At 34.2% G+C, this 23,270-nt stretch carries 25 protein-coding genes; 14 read left to right on the top strand and 11 right to left on the bottom strand.

Features of this window, described 5'->3' with window-relative positions:
• The first annotated feature begins 243 nt into the window (after positions 1–243).
• The 6 genes from C1638_RS00115 (at position 244) to C1638_RS22210 (ending at position 3,352) form a co-directional block, all read left to right on the top strand.
• A complete protein-coding gene (locus C1638_RS00115) occupies positions 244–954 on the top strand; it encodes a glycohydrolase toxin TNT-related protein (RefSeq protein WP_109617095.1) in 711 nt (236 codons plus the stop codon).
• Between the two features lie 14 nt (positions 955–968).
• Complete coding sequence (locus C1638_RS00110) at positions 969–1,388, top strand: hypothetical protein (protein ID WP_109617093.1); 420 nt, start codon at positions 969–971, stop codon at positions 1,386–1,388.
• Between the two features lie 162 nt (positions 1,389–1,550).
• Entirely contained in the window at positions 1,551–2,018 is a 468-nt protein-coding gene (locus C1638_RS00105; protein WP_109617091.1) for a pyrophosphohydrolase domain-containing protein, read from the top strand.
• Between the two features lie 3 nt (positions 2,019–2,021).
• Complete coding sequence (locus C1638_RS00100; protein ID WP_109617088.1) at positions 2,022–2,585, top strand: TlpA family protein disulfide reductase; 564 nt, start codon at positions 2,022–2,024, stop codon at positions 2,583–2,585.
• Between the two features lie 3 nt (positions 2,586–2,588).
• Positions 2,589–3,194, top strand: coding sequence for a DUF4230 domain-containing protein (locus tag C1638_RS00095; protein ID WP_109617086.1), 606 nt, complete (start codon positions 2,589–2,591; stop codon positions 3,192–3,194).
• Positions 3,195–3,205: 11 nt separating this feature from the next.
• Entirely contained in the window at positions 3,206–3,352 is a 147-nt protein-coding gene (locus tag C1638_RS22210; protein ID WP_165826481.1) for a hypothetical protein, read from the top strand.
• A 123-nt stretch (positions 3,353–3,475) separates the two neighbouring features.
• On the opposite strand, the gene leuB is transcribed toward C1638_RS22210, so the two are convergent.
• The 4 genes from leuB to C1638_RS00075 are packed head-to-tail and all read right to left on the bottom strand — an operon-like array spanning position 3,476 to position 7,783.
• Entirely contained in the window at positions 3,476–4,600 is a 1,125-nt protein-coding gene (gene leuB, locus C1638_RS00090) for a 3-isopropylmalate dehydrogenase (RefSeq protein WP_109617084.1), read from the bottom strand.
• Positions 4,581–5,189, bottom strand: a complete 609-nt coding sequence (leuD, locus tag C1638_RS00085; protein WP_109617082.1) for a 3-isopropylmalate dehydratase small subunit — start codon at positions 5,187–5,189, stop codon at positions 4,581–4,583. The genes leuB and leuD overlap by 20 nt, the downstream gene beginning before the upstream one ends.
• A 12-nt stretch (positions 5,190–5,201) precedes the next feature.
• A complete protein-coding gene (gene leuC / locus C1638_RS00080; protein ID WP_109617080.1) occupies positions 5,202–6,590 on the bottom strand; it encodes a 3-isopropylmalate dehydratase large subunit in 1,389 nt (462 codons plus the stop codon).
• 29 nt (positions 6,591–6,619) lie between these two features.
• Complete coding sequence (locus C1638_RS00075; protein WP_109617078.1) at positions 6,620–7,783, bottom strand: 2-isopropylmalate synthase; 1,164 nt, start codon at positions 7,781–7,783, stop codon at positions 6,620–6,622.
• Between the two features lie 148 nt (positions 7,784–7,931).
• Between C1638_RS00075 and C1638_RS00070 the strand changes: the two genes are divergently transcribed.
• The gene (locus C1638_RS00070; protein ID WP_109617076.1) at positions 7,932–9,476 is read left to right on the top strand and encodes a hypothetical protein; all 1,545 of its coding nucleotides are present in this window, start codon (positions 7,932–7,934) and stop codon (positions 9,474–9,476) included.
• 198 nt (positions 9,477–9,674) lie between these two features.
• Here C1638_RS00070 and C1638_RS00065 read toward each other — a convergent pair whose 3' ends face one another.
• A complete protein-coding gene (locus C1638_RS00065; protein WP_109617074.1) occupies positions 9,675–10,649 on the bottom strand; it encodes a dipeptidase in 975 nt (324 codons plus the stop codon).
• Between the two features lie 13 nt (positions 10,650–10,662).
• Positions 10,663–11,859, bottom strand: coding sequence for a DUF4932 domain-containing protein (locus C1638_RS00060; protein ID WP_109617072.1), 1,197 nt, complete (start codon positions 11,857–11,859; stop codon positions 10,663–10,665).
• 92 nt (positions 11,860–11,951) lie between these two features.
• Between C1638_RS00060 and thrS the strand changes: the two genes are divergently transcribed.
• The 7 genes from thrS (at position 11,952) to C1638_RS00025 (ending at position 19,436) form a co-directional block, all read left to right on the top strand.
• Complete coding sequence (thrS, locus tag C1638_RS00055; RefSeq protein ID WP_109617070.1) at positions 11,952–13,871, top strand: threonine--tRNA ligase; 1,920 nt, start codon at positions 11,952–11,954, stop codon at positions 13,869–13,871.
• 163 nt (positions 13,872–14,034) lie between these two features.
• On the top strand, positions 14,035–14,535 hold the full coding sequence (infC, locus tag C1638_RS00050) for a translation initiation factor IF-3 (RefSeq protein WP_172625635.1): 501 nt from the start codon (positions 14,035–14,037) through the stop codon (positions 14,533–14,535).
• A gap of 147 nt (positions 14,536–14,682) precedes the next feature.
• On the top strand, positions 14,683–15,504 hold the full coding sequence (locus C1638_RS00045; protein WP_109617068.1) for an alpha/beta fold hydrolase: 822 nt from the start codon (positions 14,683–14,685) through the stop codon (positions 15,502–15,504).
• 397 nt (positions 15,505–15,901) lie between these two features.
• A complete protein-coding gene (gene rpmI, locus C1638_RS00040) occupies positions 15,902–16,099 on the top strand; it encodes a 50S ribosomal protein L35 (RefSeq protein ID WP_002979658.1) in 198 nt (65 codons plus the stop codon).
• Between the two features lie 121 nt (positions 16,100–16,220).
• Positions 16,221–16,565 (top strand): 50S ribosomal protein L20, encoded by a 345-nt coding sequence (gene rplT, locus C1638_RS00035; protein WP_109617066.1) that lies wholly within the window; start codon positions 16,221–16,223, stop codon positions 16,563–16,565.
• A 300-nt stretch (positions 16,566–16,865) separates the two neighbouring features.
• A complete protein-coding gene (locus tag C1638_RS00030; RefSeq protein WP_109617063.1) occupies positions 16,866–18,047 on the top strand; it encodes a M28 family peptidase in 1,182 nt (393 codons plus the stop codon).
• Positions 18,048–18,260: 213 nt separating this feature from the next.
• Positions 18,261–19,436, top strand: coding sequence for a M28 family peptidase (locus C1638_RS00025; RefSeq protein ID WP_109617062.1), 1,176 nt, complete (start codon positions 18,261–18,263; stop codon positions 19,434–19,436).
• Between the two features lie 200 nt (positions 19,437–19,636).
• Here C1638_RS00025 and C1638_RS00020 read toward each other — a convergent pair whose 3' ends face one another.
• From C1638_RS00020 to C1638_RS00005, 5 genes are all read right to left on the bottom strand, one after another.
• The gene (locus C1638_RS00020) at positions 19,637–20,275 is read right to left on the bottom strand and encodes a hypothetical protein (protein WP_123838301.1); all 639 of its coding nucleotides are present in this window, start codon (positions 20,273–20,275) and stop codon (positions 19,637–19,639) included.
• Entirely contained in the window at positions 20,257–21,006 is a 750-nt protein-coding gene (locus C1638_RS22730) for a hypothetical protein (protein WP_109617057.1), read from the bottom strand. The genes C1638_RS00020 and C1638_RS22730 overlap by 19 nt, the downstream gene beginning before the upstream one ends.
• A 57-nt stretch (positions 21,007–21,063) precedes the next feature.
• On the bottom strand, positions 21,064–21,195 hold the full coding sequence (locus tag C1638_RS22725; RefSeq protein ID WP_317047550.1) for an RHS repeat-associated core domain-containing protein: 132 nt from the start codon (positions 21,193–21,195) through the stop codon (positions 21,064–21,066).
• A 350-nt stretch (positions 21,196–21,545) separates the two neighbouring features.
• A complete protein-coding gene (locus tag C1638_RS00010; protein ID WP_109617055.1) occupies positions 21,546–22,073 on the bottom strand; it encodes a hypothetical protein in 528 nt (175 codons plus the stop codon).
• On the bottom strand, positions 22,042–23,270 hold a 1,229-nt coding region (locus C1638_RS00005; RefSeq protein ID WP_133247233.1), incomplete at its 5' end, for an RHS repeat-associated core domain-containing protein. The genes C1638_RS00010 and C1638_RS00005, both read right to left, overlap by 32 nt.

Here is a 23,270-nt window from a genome sequence, read left to right as displayed (position 1 = left end):
TTACCCAGTTTGTATTTAAGGGAAGACTCTTTGGTTATTTTCTTGACCATTATGGTACTTTTTCTTTATTTTTTTATGAATGAGCACTGTTTTAAACATGTTACATCAAAACAATGCTTAAAATATTTTTGTACTATAAAAACATTGTCAATAATTGAGAAAGAATCTTTTTCAATATAAATTCCTTCTGCTTTTCCCCGATAATACCTGACTAAATTTTCTACATAATTTTAATTTTTATATATGAAACATTTATTTAAGTACATTTTTTTCTTTACCATTGCGTCTTTTTCCATTGCTTGTAGCTCGGATAGAGAAGACGAAATTGAGAATACACCTAACCCTGTTAAGATTGTATTCTATAAAAATGCTGATGAACTTGCAGCAACCTATGATACAAACGGTACAGTCAATCAAACCATCAGAAATCAGGCCTACGACTTATACAAACTAGGCAAATGGAAAGAACTGGAAGCTCTTTTTAAAGCTAATAATCTTAATGGCGGCTGGCCACCAGCAAACGGAGGTTTCAATATCGTTGATGAAGTTCCTATTCTGGCCGGACAAAAATATGACAGATATAGTGGAGCCATCAACTACAGCGGGAGCGGAAATCCTACTTTAGGAGGAAGCTTTACCAGCCCTATCATCAATGGATATGTGTATACTTTCACAGAAAGAGCATTAAATCAGGAAGAAAATAAATATGATTTCTATTATGAAATTGATGTTTTAAATAATGCACTACCTTTCAAGTCTCAAACTGCAGACATTATCCCTTGGTTTAATCAGAAAGGAAATGGCAAGCAAACCATGTGGAAAATTCCGATTGATATCACAACAGGATTTCAGAAAACATGGAATAAACTGGCAGAAGAAGGATATGTAAAGATCACCATCAAAAAAAGTCCAAGCGGAAAATACAATAACTTGGTAGGAACCGTTATTCAGTAATAAATTAAACTCAGATGTATTCAATATCAAAAAAAATAAACATTGGTAAAAAAACTACTATTGCAAAGAATAAATTCATAAATGATGAAACTATTCCCGCTGCAAAAACCACTTTCACCTGCTGTAGCTGTAATCAGGAAAATACCATTGAAATTTCACCATATCAATCAGGATTTCCCATTGTTCAAATCTATACAGGTGATAAAGTATTACCGAAAGCAGAACTATTGAAACATGGTATGACCACGGAAACTTCACAAAGGATGCAGCATTTTGGGGAACTTACCGTAAATGATTTACCCACCTTATATTTCGGAACCAATTGTTTATCTTGCTCATCAACATATATTTGTGTATTTAGCTATGGTGAATGGCAACCGGGATTAGAGGTCTTAAACATTTCCGGAATCTGGGAATATGAAGAAGCAGAATAATTGAATACCAATCATAAATTTTAATTCAAAAGCCACAATTTCAAAGTTGTGGCTTTTGTGTTTTTATAATATCTTATTCTTTCTCTCTCATAGGCATATTTTACGCTGTACATTTTACCATTAACAAATCGTTTTCTATCTTTGTCATAAATAAAAAATTTCATGGATAAAATTGATAGTTTGAACCAAGTAGCAGAATTCCATACTACTTTCAAAGCCCCTATTCTAGACACCCCACAAATCCCTTCCCCAGAAAGATGCAATCTTAGAGTAGAACTTCTACAGGAAGAATTAAATGAACTGAAACAAGCCATTGCAGATAACGATATCGTAGAAATTGCAGATGCATTGTCCGATTTACAGTATGTTTTGAGTGGTGCAGTGCTGGAATTTGGACTTGGCAATAAATTTGTAGAGCTATTCAACGAAGTTCAGCGTTCTAATATGTCGAAAGCATGTGATAATGAAGAGCAGGCCAATGAAACTGTTGAATTTTACAAAGAAAAGGAAGTAGAATCTTTTTATGAAAAGTCTGGAGAAAAATTTAATGTATACAGAAAGGCAGATCATAAAGTGCTAAAGAACAAATACTACTCTCCTGCTGATTTAAAATCAATTATTGAGAAATAAAATATGAAAAAATTTATTACAAATATTGTTGCCGCTTCAAGTTTATTTTTAGCTACTCAGCAGCTTAGCGCTCAAAAAGTAGTGGTTAATCGCGAGGTTGAAACTCAGAAAGACGGGAAAATGCTTTTGGGGAATCAACTAAAAGCACAATTCTTAAAAGCTCCTTATGCAGACTGGTATGTAAAGGAGCATGATGAGTATGCCCTTGATCAAAAAGCTATCAGTGAACTTAAAAAAGAAAAACTAGGTACCTATGACATCATCACGTTCATTGGAACCTGGTGTGAAGACAGTCACAGAGATTTTCCAAGATTAATGAAAATACTGGATGAAATAGGCTATCCTGATAACAAACTAACGATTATTGCTGTTAACCGTAAAAAAGAATCTCCTGCCGGAGATGAAACTCTTTATAATATACAGAAAGTTCCAACCATTATCCTTAAAAGATACGGAAAAGAGGTAGGAAGAATTGTAGAAATGCCGACCAGCGGTTATATTGAAAGAGATTTAGCTGAAATTTTGAAAAAGAACGACTCTTCTGTAATTAAAGAAATTTTTAAATAGATTTTGAGAAATAATAAAACAATCATATCATTTGTTGCAGGTGCAGGAGCTATGGTTCTTCTGTTCTTTGGTCTTAAATCCTGCCTGAATCTTGGTGAAAAAACGGAGAAGTCGGATTATTATATTCTGACCAACCAGATTTCCAAGATGAATAAAATGGTAGTGATGGAACAAAACAGTTCCAGCATGCAGAAAACCAAAATGGGATATGAAGTATTGGGTAAGGAAGTATCCAGCAATAGCATTATTACTTATACAAAGACCAATGCACAGGTATCCTATGATCTGAATAAAATGAAGATTGAAGTAGATTCCATAAATAAAAAGCTCATTATTACTGAACTTCCTGATGCAGATATTAGAATTACACCGAGCGTCGAAATTCAATCTTTGGACGACTCTTTTTTTAATAGAATTTCAGAAAAAGATATTAAAAATGTAACAGTAAAGGCCAAGGAGACTGCGATTAAATCCATTGATCAAAATCAATTGAGAAATGAGGGACGTAAGCAGCTCATAGAGAATCTTAATAATATCTTCGTTTTGGCTAAAGCCCTGAATTATACAATAGAGGATAAAACCGGAAAAGTTAGTATATTAGGTCTCTAAGACTTAATACTATGGATCCAAAAGAAAACATTAAAAACAAATCTGAAACTGAAGAGATTCGACAAGAATCAGAAAACGTCCAATCATCCCCTAAAAAAGTTGAAAAAGAGGATATTCGAAAGTCTTCCGCCAGCAAATCGGGAAAAACTGGAGGCTGATCAGAAAAAACAGATAACATAAAAAAGCTGTTAAAGCTTATTTATAATTAAAAAGACGAAAGGTTCTGTCTCATTATGAGGCAGAACCTTTCTACTAACTATCTAATTTAAGTGAACTATAAACTATACAATGGTAGATTTTCCGATTTTTACATTTTCAAAATTATAATACGACTTCTCAGAATACCTGATATGGTCTGCAATAAAGTTCCCCACTTCACTGGTAGAATAATATTGCTTCGTGTTAAGATCAATGGTGACATATTTATTTTCAATAGCATGTTCTACAGACTGTCTCAGTTTATTGGCTGCAGGCTGCAAACCAAGATGATCCAGCATCATCGCCACGCTCAAAATAGAGGCAATAGGATTAGCAATCCCCTTTCCTTTTGCCTGTGGGTAAGATCCGTGAATAGGTTCAAATAACGCATTATTCTCACCAACGGACGCAGATGGAAGCAATCCTATAGACCCTCCGATTACACTGGCTTCATCAGAAATAATATCGCCAAACATATTCTCTGTTACAATCACATCAAACTGTTTTGGATTAAGAATCAGCTGCATGGCGGCATTATCCACAAACATATAATCCAGTTGTACATCCGGATATTCTGAAGCAATTTCCTGACATATCTTTCTCCACAATCTTGATGTATCAAGAACATTAGCTTTATCAATAAGAGTAAGTTTTTTATTTCTTTTCTGAGCTTCCTGAAAAGCCATATGAGCAATAGGAAGAATATCTTCACGGCTATATTTGCATACATCATAAGCATATTCGCCTTCAGGATCCGTAAATTTTTCACCGAAATAAATTCCACTTACTAACTCTCTGAAAATCTGAATATCAGCACCCTCAATAATTTCTCGCTTAAGCGGACTTTTATCAATCAGTGAAGCATAAGTTTTTAATGGACGGATGTTTGCAAATAATCCCAGTTCTTTACGGAGTTTCAATAACCCTTGCTCAGGTCTTACTTTGGCGTCAGGATTATTATCAAATATCGGGTCTCCTATCGCCCCAAAAAGTACAGCATCTGATTCTTTACAGATTTTTAAAGTCTCTTCAGGTAAAGGATTACCAGTCTTAAAAATTGCTTCTGCACCAATTAACCCATAGTCAAAGTGAAACTTATATTGAAAAGCTTCCGCAATGACATCCAGAATTTTGATACTCTCACTAATGATTTCCGGCCCAATTCCATCTCCTGGAAGAACCGCGATTTTAAAATAATTGTTGCTCATTTGTTTTCTGTGTTTTTAGTTCAAACTCTGTAATCGCCTGTTTTTTGCTGATTAAAAAATCAATATCGTCATAGCCGTTCAAAAGGCATATTTTTTTGTATGAATCAAGTTCAAAGGTTTCAGTGGCATCTTTAAAGCTGATCGACTGTAATTCCACATCAATAGCAATTTCATTGTCAGGATTTTCATTGATTCCTTCTAAAATCTCTTTTAAAAAACCTTCGGAAACCTTTACGGGAAGAAGTCCGTTATTCAGTGCATTCCCTTTAAAGATATCTGCGAAATAACTGGAAATAATCACTTTAAAGCCATAATCCGTTAAAGACCAGGCTGCATGCTCACGACTACTTCCACAACCAAAATTATTTCCTGCCACCAGAATCTTACCCTCGAATTTAGGATTATTTAAAACGAAATCAGAATTCGGTTCTCCTGTATGAATATTAAATCTCCAATCTCTGAACAAATTTTCTCCGAAACCTTTTCTATCTATACTTTTCAGGAATCTTGCCGGAATAATCTGGTCTGTATCTATATTTTCTGCCGGCAATGGAACTGCTCGGGATTTTATAATAACTAATTTTTGCATGTACTTCTCTATCTAGTTTAAGTTTTCAAAGGCTGAAATTCTACCTTCTATTGCTGCTTTAGCTGCCGTAAGCGGGCTTGCCAAAATAGTTCTTGCTCCTTGCCCCTGTCTTCCTTCAAAGTTTCTGTTAGAAGTAGACACACAATATTCTCCTTCAGGAATTTTATCATCATTCATAGCCAGACAAGCAGAACAACCAGGCTGACGGATCTGGAATCCGGCTTCATTAAAGATTTTATCCAATCCTTCTTCATAAATTTGCTTTACAACCTGCTGTGAACCGGGAACAATCAATGCTTTTACCGCCTCTGATTTACTTTTCCCTTTAATATATTGAGCTGCAGAACGGAAATCTTCTATCCTGGCATTGGTACAGCTTCCTATGAATACATAATTTACTTTGATACTGGAAAGAGCCTGCCCTGCTTTCAGCCCCATATATTGTAAAGCTTTTGCTTCAGATTCACTTTGTGGTGCAGGAATAGTCTCGCGGATTGAAATTCCCATCCCCGGATTTGTTCCATAGGTAATCATTGGATAAATTCCTGAAGCATCAAAGGAAAGTTCTTTATCAAAAACGGCTCCTTCATCTGTTTTCAAGGTATTCCAATAGGCTACTTTTTCATCCCAACCCTCTCCTTTTGGAGCAAACTCTCGTCCTTGTACATATTCAAAAGTCGTTTCATCAGGGGCAATCATTCCCCCTCTGGCTCCCATTTCAATACTCATGTTACAGACAGTCATTCTTCCTTCCATAGACATTTCCTCGAATACGTTTCCTGCATACTCACAGAAATATCCCGTTCCGCCGTCTGTTCCTATTTTAGAAATAATGTAAAGAATAACGTCCTTAGGCTGAACATTTTCATTAAGCTTACCATTCACAGTAATTCTCATGGATTTTGGTTTGTTAAGCAATAAGCATTGGCTGGCAAAAACCTGTGCAACCTGACTGGTTCCGATTCCAAATGCAATAGCTCCAAATGCTCCATGTGTAGAAGTATGGCTATCACCACAAACAATGCTCATACCAGGTTGTGTAATACCAAGCTCAGGCGCAATAATGTGAACAATCCCTTGATATTGATGGCCTAGCCCGAATAATTCAATATTGTTTTTCTGGCAATTTTCCGTCAGTTGCTGAACCTGATTTCTTGATAACTCATCCCGAATAGGCTCCTCTTGATGAAGTGTTGGCACATTATGATCAGCAGTGGCTACAATCTGCTCTGGTCGGAATATTTTCAGGTCTCTGGATTCAAGCTCTGCAAAGGCTTGTGGACTTGTTACTTCATGAATCAGATGTTTGTCTATATAAATAATTTGCGGTCCGTCAGGTACCGTGTCCACCACATGAGCATCCCAAACCTTATCAAAAAGTGTCTTTTTATCGTTGTTCATTTTTTACTTTATCTTGAATTAAATCAAACCTATACTATTTTTCTGCTGCAGATTTCCATGATCAAGGCTAGATCTTCATTGTCTATTTCTTTCTTAAGGTCTGCAATCTTTAAGAACTCCTGATACAGATAATCAAGCTCATTTTTCGTTACATCATAACCAATATGTTTAAAGCGATACGCCAATGCTGAACGCCCGCTTCTTGCTGTAAGAATAATGGTAGAAGCATTTACACCTACTTCTGCAGGATCAATGATCTCATAGGTTTCTCTGTTTTTGATTACCCCATCCTGATGAATCCCAGAGCTGTGTGCAAATGCATTAGCTCCCACAATTGCTTTATTGGGTTGTACAGACATTCCCATCAGATCAGAAACCATTGTACTCATTTCATTCAGCATTCTTGGATTGATATTAGTGTGCAGATTTAAATCTTTATGCTGTTTCAGAATCATCACAACCTCTTCTAAAGCTGTATTTCCTGCTCTTTCTCCCAATCCGTTGATAGTACATTCTATCTGCCTGGCTCCATTGATGGCCCCTGCAATAGAATTTGCTGTTGCCAAACCCAGATCATTATGACAGTGACATGATAAAACAGCTTTTTCAATTCCCTTTACATTTTCTCTCAGGTATTTGATTTTCTGACCATATTCCTCTGGAAGACAATATCCTGTAGTATCAGGAATATTTAGAACAGTAGCTCCTGCTTTTATTACTGCTTCACATACCTGAGCCAGATAAGCATTATCCGTTCTTCCAGCATCTTCAGCATAAAACTCTACATCTTCTACATAACCCTTGGCATATCGTACTGCTTCAGCAGCACGTTCAATAATATTTTCTCTTGTGGAATTGAATTTATACTTGATATGAGAATCAGAAGTTCCGATTCCGGTATGTATTCTTGGTTTCTTTGCAAATTTTAAAGCTTCAGCAGCTGTATCAATATCTTTTTTATTAGCTCTTGTCAGTCCGCATACCTTTGCATTTCTTACCAGTTTTGAAATTTCAGAAACAGATTCAAAATCTCCCGGACTTGAAATCGGAAATCCTGCTTCAATGATATCAACTCCTAGTTCATCCAGCCTTTCAGCAATAATCAGTTTTTGTTCCGTATTCAGTTTACATCCTGGAACCTGTTCCCCATCTCGCAGTGTGGTATCAAAAATTTCAATTTTTTCGGAATTCATAAATGAAGTTTTTTACTTAATTTTGGTTCAAAACTACAGCTTGCAATATTTTAAAATTTTTATTTTCCCTAAAAATTACAATATTCAATAGTTGAAGAGATAGTTTTATCTAATTGATAATTAATTATTTAAATTCCAAAAATTTACAATGGCAGAATTGCAGAAAGATTTTTTGTTTGTATTGGTAAAGTCATTGACCACCTCTGAGAAACGACAGTTTAAGTTGTATGTTAACCGTCTCGGTATTAACGTAGATGCCAAATTTCTACTCCTTTTTTCTGAAATGGACAAGATGAAAGAGTATGATGAAGCTATCATCATTGAGAAAAAAATATCTACAAAGCAGCAGCTTTCCAATTTAAAGGCACATCTTTATAAGCAAATTCTGGTAAGTCTCCGCATGAATCCGAGTCATCAGAATTATAGGATTCAACTTCGGGAACAGCTTGATTTTGCAAATATTCTGTATCAAAAAGGACTTTATAAGCAAGCTTTAAAAATTCTTGACAAAACGAAGCAGACAGCACTGGAACTTGATGAAAAAAGTATTGCCTCTGAAATCATTGATCTTGAAAAAGTAATTGAATCTCAATTTATTACAAGAAGTATTGAGGGGCGAGCTGAAGAGCTAATCAGACAATCTCAGGAGCTTAGTAAACAGAATCGATATACCACAAAACTTTCTAATCTTTCTCTGAAGTTATACAGTGAAATGCTAACTCATGGCTATGTAAAAAACGGTGTAGACAGGGAAGAAGTTCTGGAGGTTTTTAATGCTCAGATTAAAAATATCAGATTTGACAGATTGAATTTCACTGAAAAACTTTGGTATTTTAAGGCACATGTTTGGAAAAATCAGCTTCTGCAAGATTATAAATATACTCTGAAATACGCTTATCAATGGGTAGATTTATTTCATAAAAATCCTGAAATGATCCATAGCCATCCTGTTTGGTATATAAAAGGCAATACTTACCTACTGAAAATTCTTTTCCTGTATGGAAATATCGATATTCTAGAGGAGAATTTTGAAGATTTTAATACCATGGTTAATGCCGAAAACTTTTCCCAAAATGAAAACCTTCAATCCCTTATTTTTCTAACGCGCTACAACACATTGATGAATATTCATTTTGTAAAAGGTGAATTTTTCACAGGGACAAAGCTTATTCCGGAGATTGAATTGAAAATGGAAAAGCTTCGGGAGAGAATTGATGAACACCATTTTATGATCCTTTACCTTAAAATGGCTGCCATGTTTTTTGGAAGTAAAATGTATAAGAAAGCTATTGAATATTCCATGCGTGTCATTGAATCGAAAGGTAATGTACAGGAAGATCTGCTATTCCATACCCGAATATTGATTTTAATGTCTAAATATGAGTCAGGAAATGATGAAGATTATGATGAATTTATCACTTCCACGCTTAAGTTTGCTAAAAAAATGAAAAAGCCGGAGGAGTTTCATTTTGAAAGTATTCAGTTTTTTAAGAATCTTAATAATCAAGTATTGGATCAAAGACAAAAAGCATTTGAAAGTTTTGATAAAAAACTGGAAGAATTCTCTAACAATGAATATTACAGACGTTCATTATTTTATATTGATATTCATGGATGGATCAGATCTAAAGTACAGAATGTGGATGTAATTGAAATTATTAAGCAGAAAGTAAAGTACAAAAGAAAACATTAAATAAAATATCGTAAAATACTATATCAAAATATATTAGAATATTTTATTTAATGTATAATTAAACCTAAAAAAAATGAATAATTTATTTTGATAATACTCCCTCACAGATTTAGCTGACATCGCAGGCATACAAAAAAACTGCTTAATTTGCTAAATCTGTGAGCGAATAAATGATCTTAAATATTCTAGTACAATATTTTATTTATAGATATTTTTTATAAAATCCAAAGCATTTTTGTGGCTGATCTTTTCTACCAATTCAGAAGAAAATCTCTTTTCAATTTCACTATTGATTGCCGGATATACTGAAGCATTGGAATGTTCTTCAAAGAAAAACGGATGGCGCGAGGTGTCCGGGTGATCTTTCCAGTAGAAATAATCTGCTCCGTAGGCAATACAGTCTTCTCCACCCAAATCAAGGCCGTATTGGATATGCTCATACAGTCTTTCGGAGTTTTCAAGATCAATATAATCTTTGATAAAGTTGAGACCAATCAATCCTTTTCTTTTAATCACTTCTTTAGCTAATTCATCCGGCAGATTTCTGTTGTTCTTATAGATTGTTCTGTAATTGGAATGGCTTGCCAGAATTGGTATTGAGTAATTTTTTTGATCAATATAAGTGAAAATATCATAGGCTAACTGATCACTGGTATGAGCAAGATCAATAGCAATCTTTTTATCAGCAATATAATCTATTAATATCTTTCCATCCTCTTTCAAGCCTGCTTTAGCATTGTTTCCGCCTCCAAAACGATTTTCCAAATGATGGGTAATTCCTATATAAAGAACTTTTTGGGTGTTCTGGATAATGGTTTCCAGCTTTTTAAAACCAGATTCCAGACTTTCAGTTTCATCACAAAAAGAAGAAGCATTTTCAATGGAAGCAATAACTCCTACCCGATTTTTATTTTCTGGATTTTTATAATTCTCATGATCAAAGAGAAAAAAGTTTTCATTTTTGATCAAATTTGAAAATAATTTGCTTTGCTCTAATCCATAAACAGTACTATCTATGCCTGTTCCAGAATAGATAGCCATCACCTGAAGCTTTACATTTCCCTCTTTTAAATAAGGTAATGAACAGCCTATTTCTTTATCATCAATGGTTGAATTTGCTCTTAGTAAATGGTATAGTAGATCGCAGTGTAAGTCAATGTTTATTGTATTCATAGTTAGATGCAATTTATGGTTTTTCTTTCTTGTCGCTTGTCAACGCATTATTGATAAATTCAATACTGCTATTTTCAAAAACCTCTAACAACTGAGGAACAAAATCCCCAAATGTTTTATACTTTTTTCTATTGGAATTATATTCTTTCAATTTCTCTTCTAACTGTGGAATAAAAATGAAGTTATTTCTTAAATGATACTCCTCCAGTCTCTTGGCTCTTTCAAAATCTTTTTGAATTCTTGCCGTTTGAATTTCCCCCAATCTTACCAAATGCTCAGCAACACACGTTTGATAATCGCCATAGCCACCTGTTTTGATCATTGTTTCCTTTAATTTTGAAGTTTCAAACAAGTTCTTGAATTTTTCGAGGCTACTCTTATGTTTGTATACTTCTTTATTAACAAATGAATGCCCGAACTCATGAATGCTTAGAAATCTTGCCTGAAACTGGTTATCATACCCAAATTGTCCTTCTTTCTGAACTTTCATAAACGGGCTTGCAATCTCATAAATATCCTTAAGTCCCGATTTTAAAACTACGTCTGTACCAATTCCTCTCCCTTCGTTATCCTCAATAGGCCACATCATCATGGGTGAAATAAGAATGGTATACGCATTAAAACTTTCACCATAAAATTGTTCCATTGCCTTGGTAAAACCAGACGGAATCTGCTTGCTGTACTCTTTTATTCCACCACTGTAAAAGCTTTTATTTTCTGTAAAAAACTGTTCAATGTTCTCCTGAATATAAAATTTTGAAAGTTCTGAGAGATAATTTTTAATTAATTGAGTAATTTCTTCGTTCTGTTCCTTTGTCAGATTGTTGCTGCTATATTCATAATTATTGAGCCATTCTGTGGAAGGAAATTCTTTATGGTATAGTAAGGATTTCATCAGAATATCGTTTCCTGAACCATATTTTTCCAGCAAAACATCATTGATTTTAGCTGTAGAAATAGCAATATCTGAGTTTTTCAATCTCTTATACTTCGATAACGCACTCTTTACAATAGGCTGGTATTCAGAACATTCTTTTATTTTATAGAGTTCGAAATCTTTATTATTTTTTCGGTGTTCTGCTGAAAGGATTTCTGCCAGAAAATAAGTTTCAATATTTTTATTGTAATTAACAGAAAACTTGGATGTATTTTGTTGTGAAAAACTAAATACAGAACTCAGCGAGACAAAAACAACCAGTATCTTTTTCATTTTTAATATTAATTATCATTCTAAATATATGCTAATATAGTATTTTATCTAAAAAATGCGTATTTTTGCCTCTTAAAATTTCTTAGTAAACAATGATAAAAATTACACTTCCAGACAGTAGTGTCAAAGAATTCGAAGGAGCAGTTACTCCTCTAGATGTGGCAAAATCGATAAGCGAGGGATTGGCTAGAAATACCATTTCCGCAATTGTTAACGGTACACAAGTAGAGACGACCACGCCTATAACCACGGATTCAACGGTACAACTTTTGACCTGGAATGATGATCTTGGAAAGAAAGCTTTCTGGCATTCTTCTGCCCACCTTTTGGCGCAGGCTATCCTTGAGTTTTATCCTAATGCTAAGTTGACCATTGGTCCGGCAATTGAAAGCGGATTCTACTATGATGTAGACTTCGGGGATGAAAGCTTATCTGAAAAAGATTTTGAGAAGATTGAAAAGAAGCTCCTTGAAAATGCAAAGAAAGGTTCTACTTTCTCTTTGTATCCGGTTTCTAAAGAAGATGCTTTAAAAACATATGCAGACAATCCTTACAAAGTAGAATTGATCACTAATCTTAATGATGGAGAAATCACTTTTGTAACCCATGATAACTTTACAGACCTATGCCGTGGAGGACATATTCCTAACACGGGAATTGTAAAAGCAGTTAAGATCTTAAATGCAGCAGGAGCATATTGGAGAGGAAATGAAAAGAACCCTCAGCTTACAAGAGTATATGGTATTTCTTTCCCTAAGCAGAAAGACCTTACTGAATATCTTGAAAGATTGGAAGAAGCAAAAAGAAGAGATCATAGAAAATTAGGTAAAGAACTTGGAATATTCGCATTCTCTGAAAAAGTAGGTGCAGGACTACCACTTTGGTTACCAAAAGGTACTGCTTTAAGAAGAAAATTAGAGAATTTCCTTTCGGATGCTCAGAAAAAAGGAGGTTATGAATTCGTAATGTCACCACATATCGGGGCAAAAGAATTGTATGTAACTTCCGGACACTGGGATAAATATGGAGCAGACAGCTTCCAGCCCATCAAAACTCCAAATGAAGGAGAAGAATTTTTGTTGAAGCCAATGAACTGTCCGCACCACTGTGAGATCTACAAGACTTCACAATGGAGCTACAGAGATTTACCAAAAAGATATGCAGAATTCGGTACTGTTTACAGATATGAGCAAAGTGGAGAGCTTCACGGATTAACAAGAGTTCGTGGATTTACTCAGGATGATGCTCACCTTTTCTGTACTCCGGATCAGCTTTCTGAAGAATTTGAAAAAGTTATCGACTTAACGCTATATGTTTTCAAATCTTTAGGTTTTGAAGATTTTGTTACTCAGGTGTCATTAAGAGATCCTGAAAACAGAGAAAAGTATATCGGATCTGATGAAAACTGGGAAAAAGCTGAGAGTGCAATTATCAATGCAGCTCAGAAGAAAGGTTTAAAAACAGTTGTTGAATACGGAGAAGCAGCATTCTATGGTCCTAAACTTGACTTCATGGTGAAAGATGCATTAGGAAGAAAATGGCAATTAGGAACTATTCAGGTGGATTATAACCTACCGGAAAGATTTGATCTTCACTATATCGGAAATGATAACGAAAAGCACAGACCAGTGATGATCCACAGAGCGCCATTTGGTTCTATGGAGCGTTTTATTGCTATCTTGCTTGAAAATACTGCCGGAGATTTCCCACTGTGGTTAAGCCCTGATCAGTTTATTATTCTACCTATCAGTGAAAAATATGTAGATTATTCAAAAAAAGTTTCACAATTTTTGGAAAATCACGATATTAGCGGTCAGATTGATGATAGAAACGAGAAGACAGGTAAGAAGATCCGTGATGCTGAATTGAATAAAATTCCTTTCATGCTTGTAGTAGGAGAAAATGAAGAAAATGAAGGCACGATTTCTGTAAGAAGACGTGGTGAAGGAGATCTTGGAGTAATGAAACTTGAAGATTTCGTAACTTACTTCAAAAAGGAAGCAGCGATTTAATTATTAAAGATTAAAAAACAAAATTACCTAAAGTAAAATAGTCTTTTAATCATTTGATTTTTAAATATTTAAATAGAAAATTAACCAATAAAATTATAATACAATAGCACAAAGATTTAACAACAGGGGCCCACAAAGACGTCCTGTACAGGAGGACTTACACTTGATCAACGATAAAATTCGTGTGAGAGAGCTTCGTTTGGTGGGCGATAACGTAGAGCCAGGAATTTATCCAATTGACAAAGCAAGACAGATTGCTGCGGAACAAGAATTGGACTTAGTAGTAATTTCTGATAAAGCAGAACCTTTTATTGCTAGAATATTAGAATATAAAAAATTCTTATATGAGCAAAAGAAAAAACAAAAGGAACTTAAAGCAAAGCAAGTAAAAGTGGTAGTAAAGGAGATCCGTTTCGGGCCTCAGACTGACGACCATGATTATGAATTTAAGAAAAAGCATGCTGAAAAATTCCTTGAAGAAGGTTCTAAATTAAAGACCTACGTATTTTTTAAAGGACGTTCGATTATCTTTAAGGATCAGGGAGAAATTTTGCTTTTAAAACTAGCTCAAGAACTAGAGCATGTTGGGAAAGTAGATCAGCTTCCTAAGCTTGAAGGAAAAAGGATGATTATGATGATGAGTCCTAAAAAACCAGCAAAATAATTAAGTCATTATTTTAAATATAAAACCTCAAAGTAATTTGAGGTTTTTTTTATTCAATATTACCTTACATCAATTCATATAAAAAGGTTTAGTCATACATTTGTTATAATAATCAAATCAATTTATTAATAATTAAAAAAAGAAACAATGAGTACACTTACCTTAAAAGACGGAACAGAGATTTATTATAAAGATTGGGGAAAAGGACAAACTATATTTTTTCACCACGGATGGCCGCTATCCAGTGATGACTGGGATGCGCAGCTGTTTTTCTTTCTGGAGCAAGGTTACAGAGTTATCGCTCACGATAGAAGAGGACATGGAAGATCAGAACAGACGCCTTACGGGCATAATATGGACACTTACGCATCTGATGTTGCCGAAATTGTAGAAGCCCTAGATTTAAAGGATGTAATCCATGTTGGACACTCTACAGGTGGTGGTGAAGTGATCCGATATGTAGCCAAACACGGCAATGGAAAAGTTGCAAAAGCTGTTTTAGTGAGTGCAGTAACTCCTATCATGGTTCAAAATGAAAATAATCCAAATGGAGTTCCTATTTCTGTTTTTGATGACATCCGAAATAATACAGCTCAACACAGGTCGCAATTCTTTATTGACATCACATTCCCTTTTTATGGATATAACAGGGAAGGAGCCAATATTTCTGAGGGCATCCAAAGAAATTGGTGGCGACAAGGTATGAATGGTTCTATTAAAGCTCATTATGATTGTGTAAAAGCTTTTTCTGAAACAGATTTCACAGAAGACCTTAAGAGTGTGGATATTCCAGTCCTGGTAATGCATGGTGAGGATGATCAAATTGTTCCATTTGAAACAACAGGTAAAGTAGCTGCTACCCTGCTTAAGAATGGAAAACTTATTTCTTATCCCGGTTTCCCACATGGAATGCCGACTACTGAAGCGGAAACGATCAATAAAGATCTTTTAGCATTCTTCAAATCATAATCTTTAAATTATATACTATTTCAAAGCCACATTTTATAGGATGTGGCTTTTGTACTTAAACTAAGCTATTAATGACGTTGTTTTTAATCCAGAGATATTAAAAATTGCTTAAGATATTCATTATGAATAGATTACAATGTTATAATAAAAATTATTCGGAGAGTAATAATGAAAGGAAAGCACTAATAAAACCGATAAGCTTTAATGAGTATTCTTAAAATAATCAAAAACAATAGCGGCTTGTTTACAGAGGTGGGATTTTATACAGATATGATAAAATCGAAGATTATGGAAGTTCGAATTGATTTTTTTTGTATCTTTGCACACTATTATTCCTAATGTCCTTAGGGGTAACCAAAACAGATATTGATAACAAAAACAATAAAAAAGCAAAACAATGCCAAAATTAAAAACGAAATCAGGTGCTAAAAAGCGTTTTGCTCTTACTGGTTCTGGTAAGATCAAAAGAAAAAATGCTTACAAAAGCCACATCTTAACTAAGAAAGAAACTAAGCAGAAGAGAAATCTTACTACTACTTCTTACGTAGCTAAAGTGGACGAAAAAAGCGTTCAACGTCAATTAGCAATTAAGTAGTTTTTATAAATCTATATTCGGTTTATAAGAATTCAAAACAAATTCAACAATTTAACCCTGAAACGGTGCTAATAAAGAGTAACAACAGTTACCGCCCTTTTCAAAAAAAACAATTTAAATTATGCCAAGATCAGTAAATGCCGTAGCTTCAAGAGCTCGCAGAAAGAAAATTTTTAAGCAAGCTAAAGGTTTTTTCGGTAGAAGAAAGAACGTTTGGACTGTAGCTAAAAACGCGGTAGAAAAAGCAATGCAATATGCTTACCGTGGTAGAAAAGAGAAGAAAAGAAACTTCAGAGCACTTTGGATCACTCGTATCAACGCGGGAGCTAGAGAGCACGGAATGTCTTACTCTCAATTTATGGGAGCTCTTAAAAAGAACAACATCGAACTTAACAGAAAAGTTTTAGCAGATTTAGCAATGAATCACCCTGAAGCTTTCCAAGCTGTTGTAGATCAAGTAAAATAATGTAGAATAGTATTTGTTATCAATATAGGTCCCGGGTTTTGCCCGGGATTTTTTATTTCCCTAATTCATCAACACCAGCTAAGTGATACTTAACCGTAAAAGTATCATTCAAAAAGCCAATAAGATGTAAAAAATTAATTGATACTCCTAAATGAAAAGATTTTAAATTAAAATAATGATAAACAACATAATAACTTATATTATTATTAATAAAACAACTAAATACACTCTATCTCTTTAAATTATTGATTTTATTTTATAATTAATTGCTATATTAGCAATTCAGAAATATAATCAATAATGACGAAAATCGCTGCTTTCTTACTAACCTCAATGATAGCACAAAGCATTAGTGCACAGACTTTTATTCAAGCTTATAAAGACAGGGCTGATGCTGTTTCTCAAACGGATATTATCACCAATCTGCAGCAATTTGCTGGTTTTGGAGTAAAAACAACCGGTTCTCAGGAAAACGCTAACGCTTTGAATTGGCTAAAAAACAAATATCTTTCCTATGGGTATACTGCTGATCAAATTGCAGAGGATCCATTTAGTTTTTCAGGAATTAGTTCGAAGAACCTTATTATTACTAAAACAGGTACGGTATATCCTAACAAGTACGTGATTATTTGCGGGCATTTTGACACCATAAACGGCCCTGGAGTCAATGACAATGGTAGTGGCACTACTATAATGCTAGAAGCAGCAAGAATCCTCCGAACGATTCCTACTGAATATTCCATTAAGTTTATCCATTTTTCAGGAGAAGAGCAAAGTTTAAAAGGCAGTTATCACTATGCCAACACAGTTGCGTATCAGGGAAACTCCCGTGTTATGGATATTAAATTGGTCTTCAACCTTGATCAGGTAGGCGGAAAAATGAGCAATAGCGCCAATAATACAATTGTTTACTGTGATGAAGATCAGGGAGGACTCCAAAGTAACAATGCTGCATCTGTTGCTGTCACTCAGCAATTAAGAAATTGTACAGCTTTATATTCACCACTTCAGACAGAAGTTGATCCTGCAGCGGACACAGATTATATTCCTTTTGAACAAAAAGGTGAAGTTATCACAGGTTTTTTTGAAAGAATAAGAAGTAATCTTCCTCATACTGCTAATGATACTTTTGCCAATACAGATCCGGTATACATTTATAATATCGGAAAAGCTTCTGTGGGAGCATTACAGCATTTTGCAGTTGCTACAGGTACATTAGGTACCCATGAAGTAATTTCAAAAAATTCATTGGAAGGGATAAACATCTACCCTAACCCTGCAAAGAACCTCATAAATATTGAATTTCCTGACTCTAAAATAAAAAACTTTAGTTTTGAGATTACGGATTTCCAAGGACGCTCTTTGTTTAAGACCTCAAATGAAACAAAAATTGATGTTTCAAGTCTTGAAAATGGTGCTTATGTAGGTGTTTTAAAGGCTGGAGATCAGACTGTGGTGAGAAAAGTTCTTGTAGCTAAATAAGTTTATTATTAATAATTAGAAAAATATAAGCCTTTGAAGTAATTCAAGGGCTTTTTTATTATTATAGAGAATAATTATAAATCAATACTTTATCCATTTCTCAATCACCTCTATTTCTATTTTAGTATTAAAAATTTATGTTATCCATAAAATATTAAACACTTTATTGTGATTTAATTACTACATTCGCAATACCAAACTAAAATAAATAATATGAAAAAATTTACTACATTATTATGTACCTCATTAATGATTCAGGGCATGGTAGCACAATCTTTTATCCAGACTTATAAAGACAGGGCTGATATGGTAACCCAGGCCAACATTACTGCCAATCTTCAGGATTTCGGTAGTTTTGGTATTAAAAAAACCGGAACAGTTGCCAATACGAATGCTTTAAACTGGATTAAAAACAAATATACCTCTTACGGATATACTGCCAGTCAAATTGAAGAGAGTCCTTTTACCTACGGATCTGCCACTTCCAAAAATCTTATCATTACAAAAACAGGAACACTTTACCCAAACAAATATGTGATTATTTGCGGACATTTTGATACGATTAATGGCCCTGGAGTGAATGATAATGGAAGTGGAACTTCTATTATTTTAGAGGCAGCCAGAATCTTGAAAAATGTACCTACAGAATATTCCATCAAATTTATCCACTTTTCTGGTGAGGAACAAGGATTGATAGGAAGCAGTCATTACGTAAATAATGTTGTATATCAGGGAGGCGTACGTAAATTGGATATTAAAATGGTCTTTAATCTTGATCAGGTTGGAGGTGTAAAAGGCAATAACAATAATACGGTGTATTGTGATGAAGACATGGGAGGACTTTCCAGCAACAATGCGGCTTCTGCTTCTGTAACACAACAGCTTAGAAACTGTACTGCACTTTACTCTACTCTACTCACTGAAGTAGATCCTGCTGAGGATACAGATTATATTCCTTTTGAACAGAAAGGTGAAGTTATCACCGGATTTTTTGAAAGAATAAGAAGCAACTACCCTCACACTTCAAAGGATACTTTTGCCAATGTCGACCCAGTATATGTGTATAAAATTGGAAAGGCTACTGTAGGAGCTTTACAACATTTTGCGTCTGCATCTGTTACCTTGACAGCAAATAAAACAGCATCTACCAATACACTGGAATCAGTAAAATTTTACCCCAACCCAGCAAATAATCTTCTCAATATTGAGCTATCCGATCTTAAGGCCAAAAATTTCAGCTTTGAAATTACCAACTTAACTGGGAGGTCTTTGCTTAAGGTAGATAATGAAACAAAAATTAATGTTTCCACATTAGAAAATGGTGTATATCTTGGAATTTTAAAGGCAGATGGACAAAGTATTGTAAGGAATATTCTGATTGAAAGATAAAACAATCATTTTTAAATATTTAATAAAAAAGAGTGGGATTATGTCCTGCTCTTTTTTTGTAGTTTTACAATTTAATTTATCTACTATACAGAAACAAAATCAGAATAGGAAAAATCCTACTCTGATTTAAATCTATTTGAATTATAAAACTAGTCACCTAGTTATTTATGTCACACGTTGCAATCGTGCGAGCCCCCTTATTAATACAAAGCAAGAACTTTTTTAAGATACTCCTCAACAATACTTTTATTATCTGCAAATGTATAGGGTATATTTGATTTATTTAATGGGTCGTAGAGTGCAATGTCAGAAGACCTGATCATAAACAAATACATCGGCTTTTTAGCTATTAATTTTTGTTTTAAAAATAAGGACATCATTTGTGTATTCTTATCAATATATAATGAATCTACGTGTAGTGAATCTTGATCTATATTATATTCATTTCGTATTTCATAATTATAGCGGATCGAGTAATTGCCTATGCGAGTAGGATTAATATAATTAATTCTTTTAAACCAATTTAAAAACATCTGGTCGTTTTCTCCAGTAATATAGGTTATTTGTATAGTGTCGTTTTTTACTGAGGTCAACTTTAAACCACTATAAGGAGTAATGGTAGCCTGTTGTTTAAAATTTCCTTCTGTATCAAAAAGTTGTATTGTAGGTGCTCCTTCATCAGTAGTATATCTAACACGCACTATATCTGTTTTGCCTGCACCTATTTGATAAGAAAAACCGGTGCCTTCCAATTTATCAAAATTGGAATTTCCACATCCTATAAGTGATAGCAATAATGGTAAAAGCAAATAGATACTTTTTATTTTTTGTCCCCCCATATTATTTTGCTTTTTTTGATCATTCCTTGAGCTGTTGTTACATTTTCATACCCTAAACGCTGAAATAGATTGGAGTTAAAATGTTCTCCATAAGCAGGAAAATCTTCTTTTTGGGCTTCATTTTTCCAGTGTGAATTGTTAAATATAAACCCCATTTTACTATTCCTCGATATGTTAAACCCTCCTGCATTCAGCATGAAATCCATTTTATTTTGTCCTGTTATTGCAGCTGCCCTACCTGCCGCAAAATTTCCAACATCTCTGGCTGAAATGTATATCCCCTCTGCTATTTGTGAACCAGCGTACAACCCACCTCCATTTTGTGTTTTATAATCAAATTTATCGCCGCCGCCATTCCAGGCATAATTCATCCTTGCTACAAATCCTCCATTGGCCTCAGTATCTTTAGAGACTGCATCACTAAAATTATTAAGCCAGTCTCTTGCCTGGTAAGAACCAAAATTTATTTTACCTGCTGGTGTTTTATCTCCATCAAACTGAGTAAATGAATTCCAAACAAGTGTTCTTCCCATTCTCTCACCACCTCCCGAGGTATTATCTTTCGAATATTTTTGATTAAGCTCCTGTTGGGTTTCTTTAGTATTACCGTTATGACGATAAATCCCTAAATCTCCGTCTTCTATAACTTTCACTACATTTCCAAATTTATCTGTATGAGTGCTTTCTGTACCTCGACCATCAGGATCAATAAAAAGGATTGGATTGTTCATAGCATAGTTGTAAGGTGACCATCTACGATATTGTTCCGCTAGTGGGTCAACAACACCCTATCTACCAAGGTCAGCCATATACATCCTTGCACCATAATCATACATACCCGTCTCTTGCAGCTCCTTACCGTTATACTTATAGTTCTTGTAAGAACCCTTAAAACGAATTCCCGTTTTCAAATGATTCATCCCAAAAGGATAGTAATCATTGGTATCTGTTATCTCAAGAGCTCCTACGCTGTTTCTACCAAAACTTACCCTTGCATTTCCAAGGTGATCCTTATACTGGTAAATATACTGATCTTTTTTATAATCATAATACCCTCAGCAGTAGGAAAAAATACAAAACCCTTGTCTTTAAGCTCATGATTTTTAAAATGATAAATAAAATAATTACTAGCAAAAATTTAAAGATTTTTTTGCTAAAAACGCAGTAGCATTATAAAATAAAAAACCATCGCAATTGCGATGGTCTTGTTTCTGCCACACGATACAATCGTACGAAAGCCAGGTACTTCCTGTCATGAGCTCAGCAGAGATTATAAAGGTGGGGGTTGAGGAAGCTTCTCCTGTAACAACTCTTTTGAAAATTCATATTTCGGTATCTCTTTATAATTTCTCAATTTAGATAAATTTATTATTTCAAATAATACTTTATTTTGTACGTCTGTTAAATCACTTTCAATAAACCTTGATTTATATACTTTTGACGAAACCTTGTAAAACAATTGGTAATATTTTGCATCGCTGGCTTTAATATAAGTGGGGTCTATTTTTGTTTCAAAATTATCAACAATATCCTTTTTAAATTTTTCAAAATTAACAGATTCAATATTTTTATAATATATGTATCTTTCAGTTTTTCTTCCGTCAATAATTATCTCTCTACACAAATATAAGTCATTGTTAGATGTAACTTTTATTCCTATTCTAGGCTCTGATGGATTCGTACTACGTCCTTCAGTTATTTCAATAAATTCTATTTCTTTTTTACCACATCCTGACAACATTAAGCAAATGAGTAAAAAAGTCCAACTACTTTTTAGCATTATATTCTTCTTTTCCATCTCTATTTACTTTTACCAATGATCCATCAAAATTCCAAACCTGCGTCTTTATTTGAGTATTTCCAAGTTTAAGTTTTAATTGTTCATTAGCTTGTTTTAAAACATTATAAACTTTATTAACATTCGTGCTTTCTGGGTTCTTAATATATTCTTTAGAAATATAGTAATGATCTGCATTTTGTGACCCTAGAACATTATCATATTGTCTATATTCCTTAGGTAAAGTTGAGTTATTTGAATATCCATCATCTAAAAAGTCTTCTGCATCATCTTCTGCATGGAAAAAAGATTCATGCGCAATATGTCCCACCGTATTAAACATATTACTTCCCGATGTACCATGTGGTTTTCTAGATAAACTAACAACAATATTCCTTTCTCCTCTTCTGTCTGTTGTTCTTTGCATTAAAGTATGACTTCCTGTTTCTTCATTATTTCTAACATTATATACTAAATTAACACCCTCTTTATGATATTCACCATCATTTTTGGCCTCAAATACAGTTTTCCCACCGTAAGATATTTTCTGTCCTTTTTCCATGAATTTACTTAGAAATGCTTGACCATCTTTCGTTTTAGCAAATAAAACAAAAGCTTTATACTGCTCTTCATTTCCTTTTTTTAACAAGTATCCTAATTCAAGATACATACCTGTGGGATCTATATATTTAAGAGGATTATTATTAACATAAACATAGGTTGACCATCCTGGATACTTCTCCGCCAGCGGATCCACAACGCCCCATCTTCCCAGATCTGCCATATACATCCTTGCACCATAGTCATACATCCCAGTCTCCTGAAGCTCTTTGCCATTGTACTTATAGCTGTGGTAACTTCCAATGTTTGAAGAAGATCCTCCAATATGGTTTAATCCAAACGGATAATAATTATTGGTATCAGTAACTTCAAGAGCACCTACGCTGTTTTTGGCAAAGCTCACCCTTGCATTACCCAAGTGATCCTTATACTGGTAAATATAACGGTTTTCCGTGAAACTGTAAAGTCCTTCCGAAGTAGGTACAAAATCTAGGTTCCACTTAGGTTTTGAAATTATTGGACCAATAGCCTTCGAGTAGGCCTGTATTTCATATGCAGATTCTGTTCTACATGTAGAACATGTGCTTCCATCTTCTAGATAGGAATACTGAAATCCATCCAGATAATCTGTCATACGGGTGGTGGGAAGCCCTCTAT

The sequence above is a fragment of the Chryseobacterium oncorhynchi genome (assembly GCF_002899895.1).
GTDB classification, from domain to species: domain Bacteria; phylum Bacteroidota; class Bacteroidia; order Flavobacteriales; family Weeksellaceae; genus Chryseobacterium; species Chryseobacterium oncorhynchi.
This window is presented reverse-complemented; position numbering and strand designations above follow the sequence as displayed.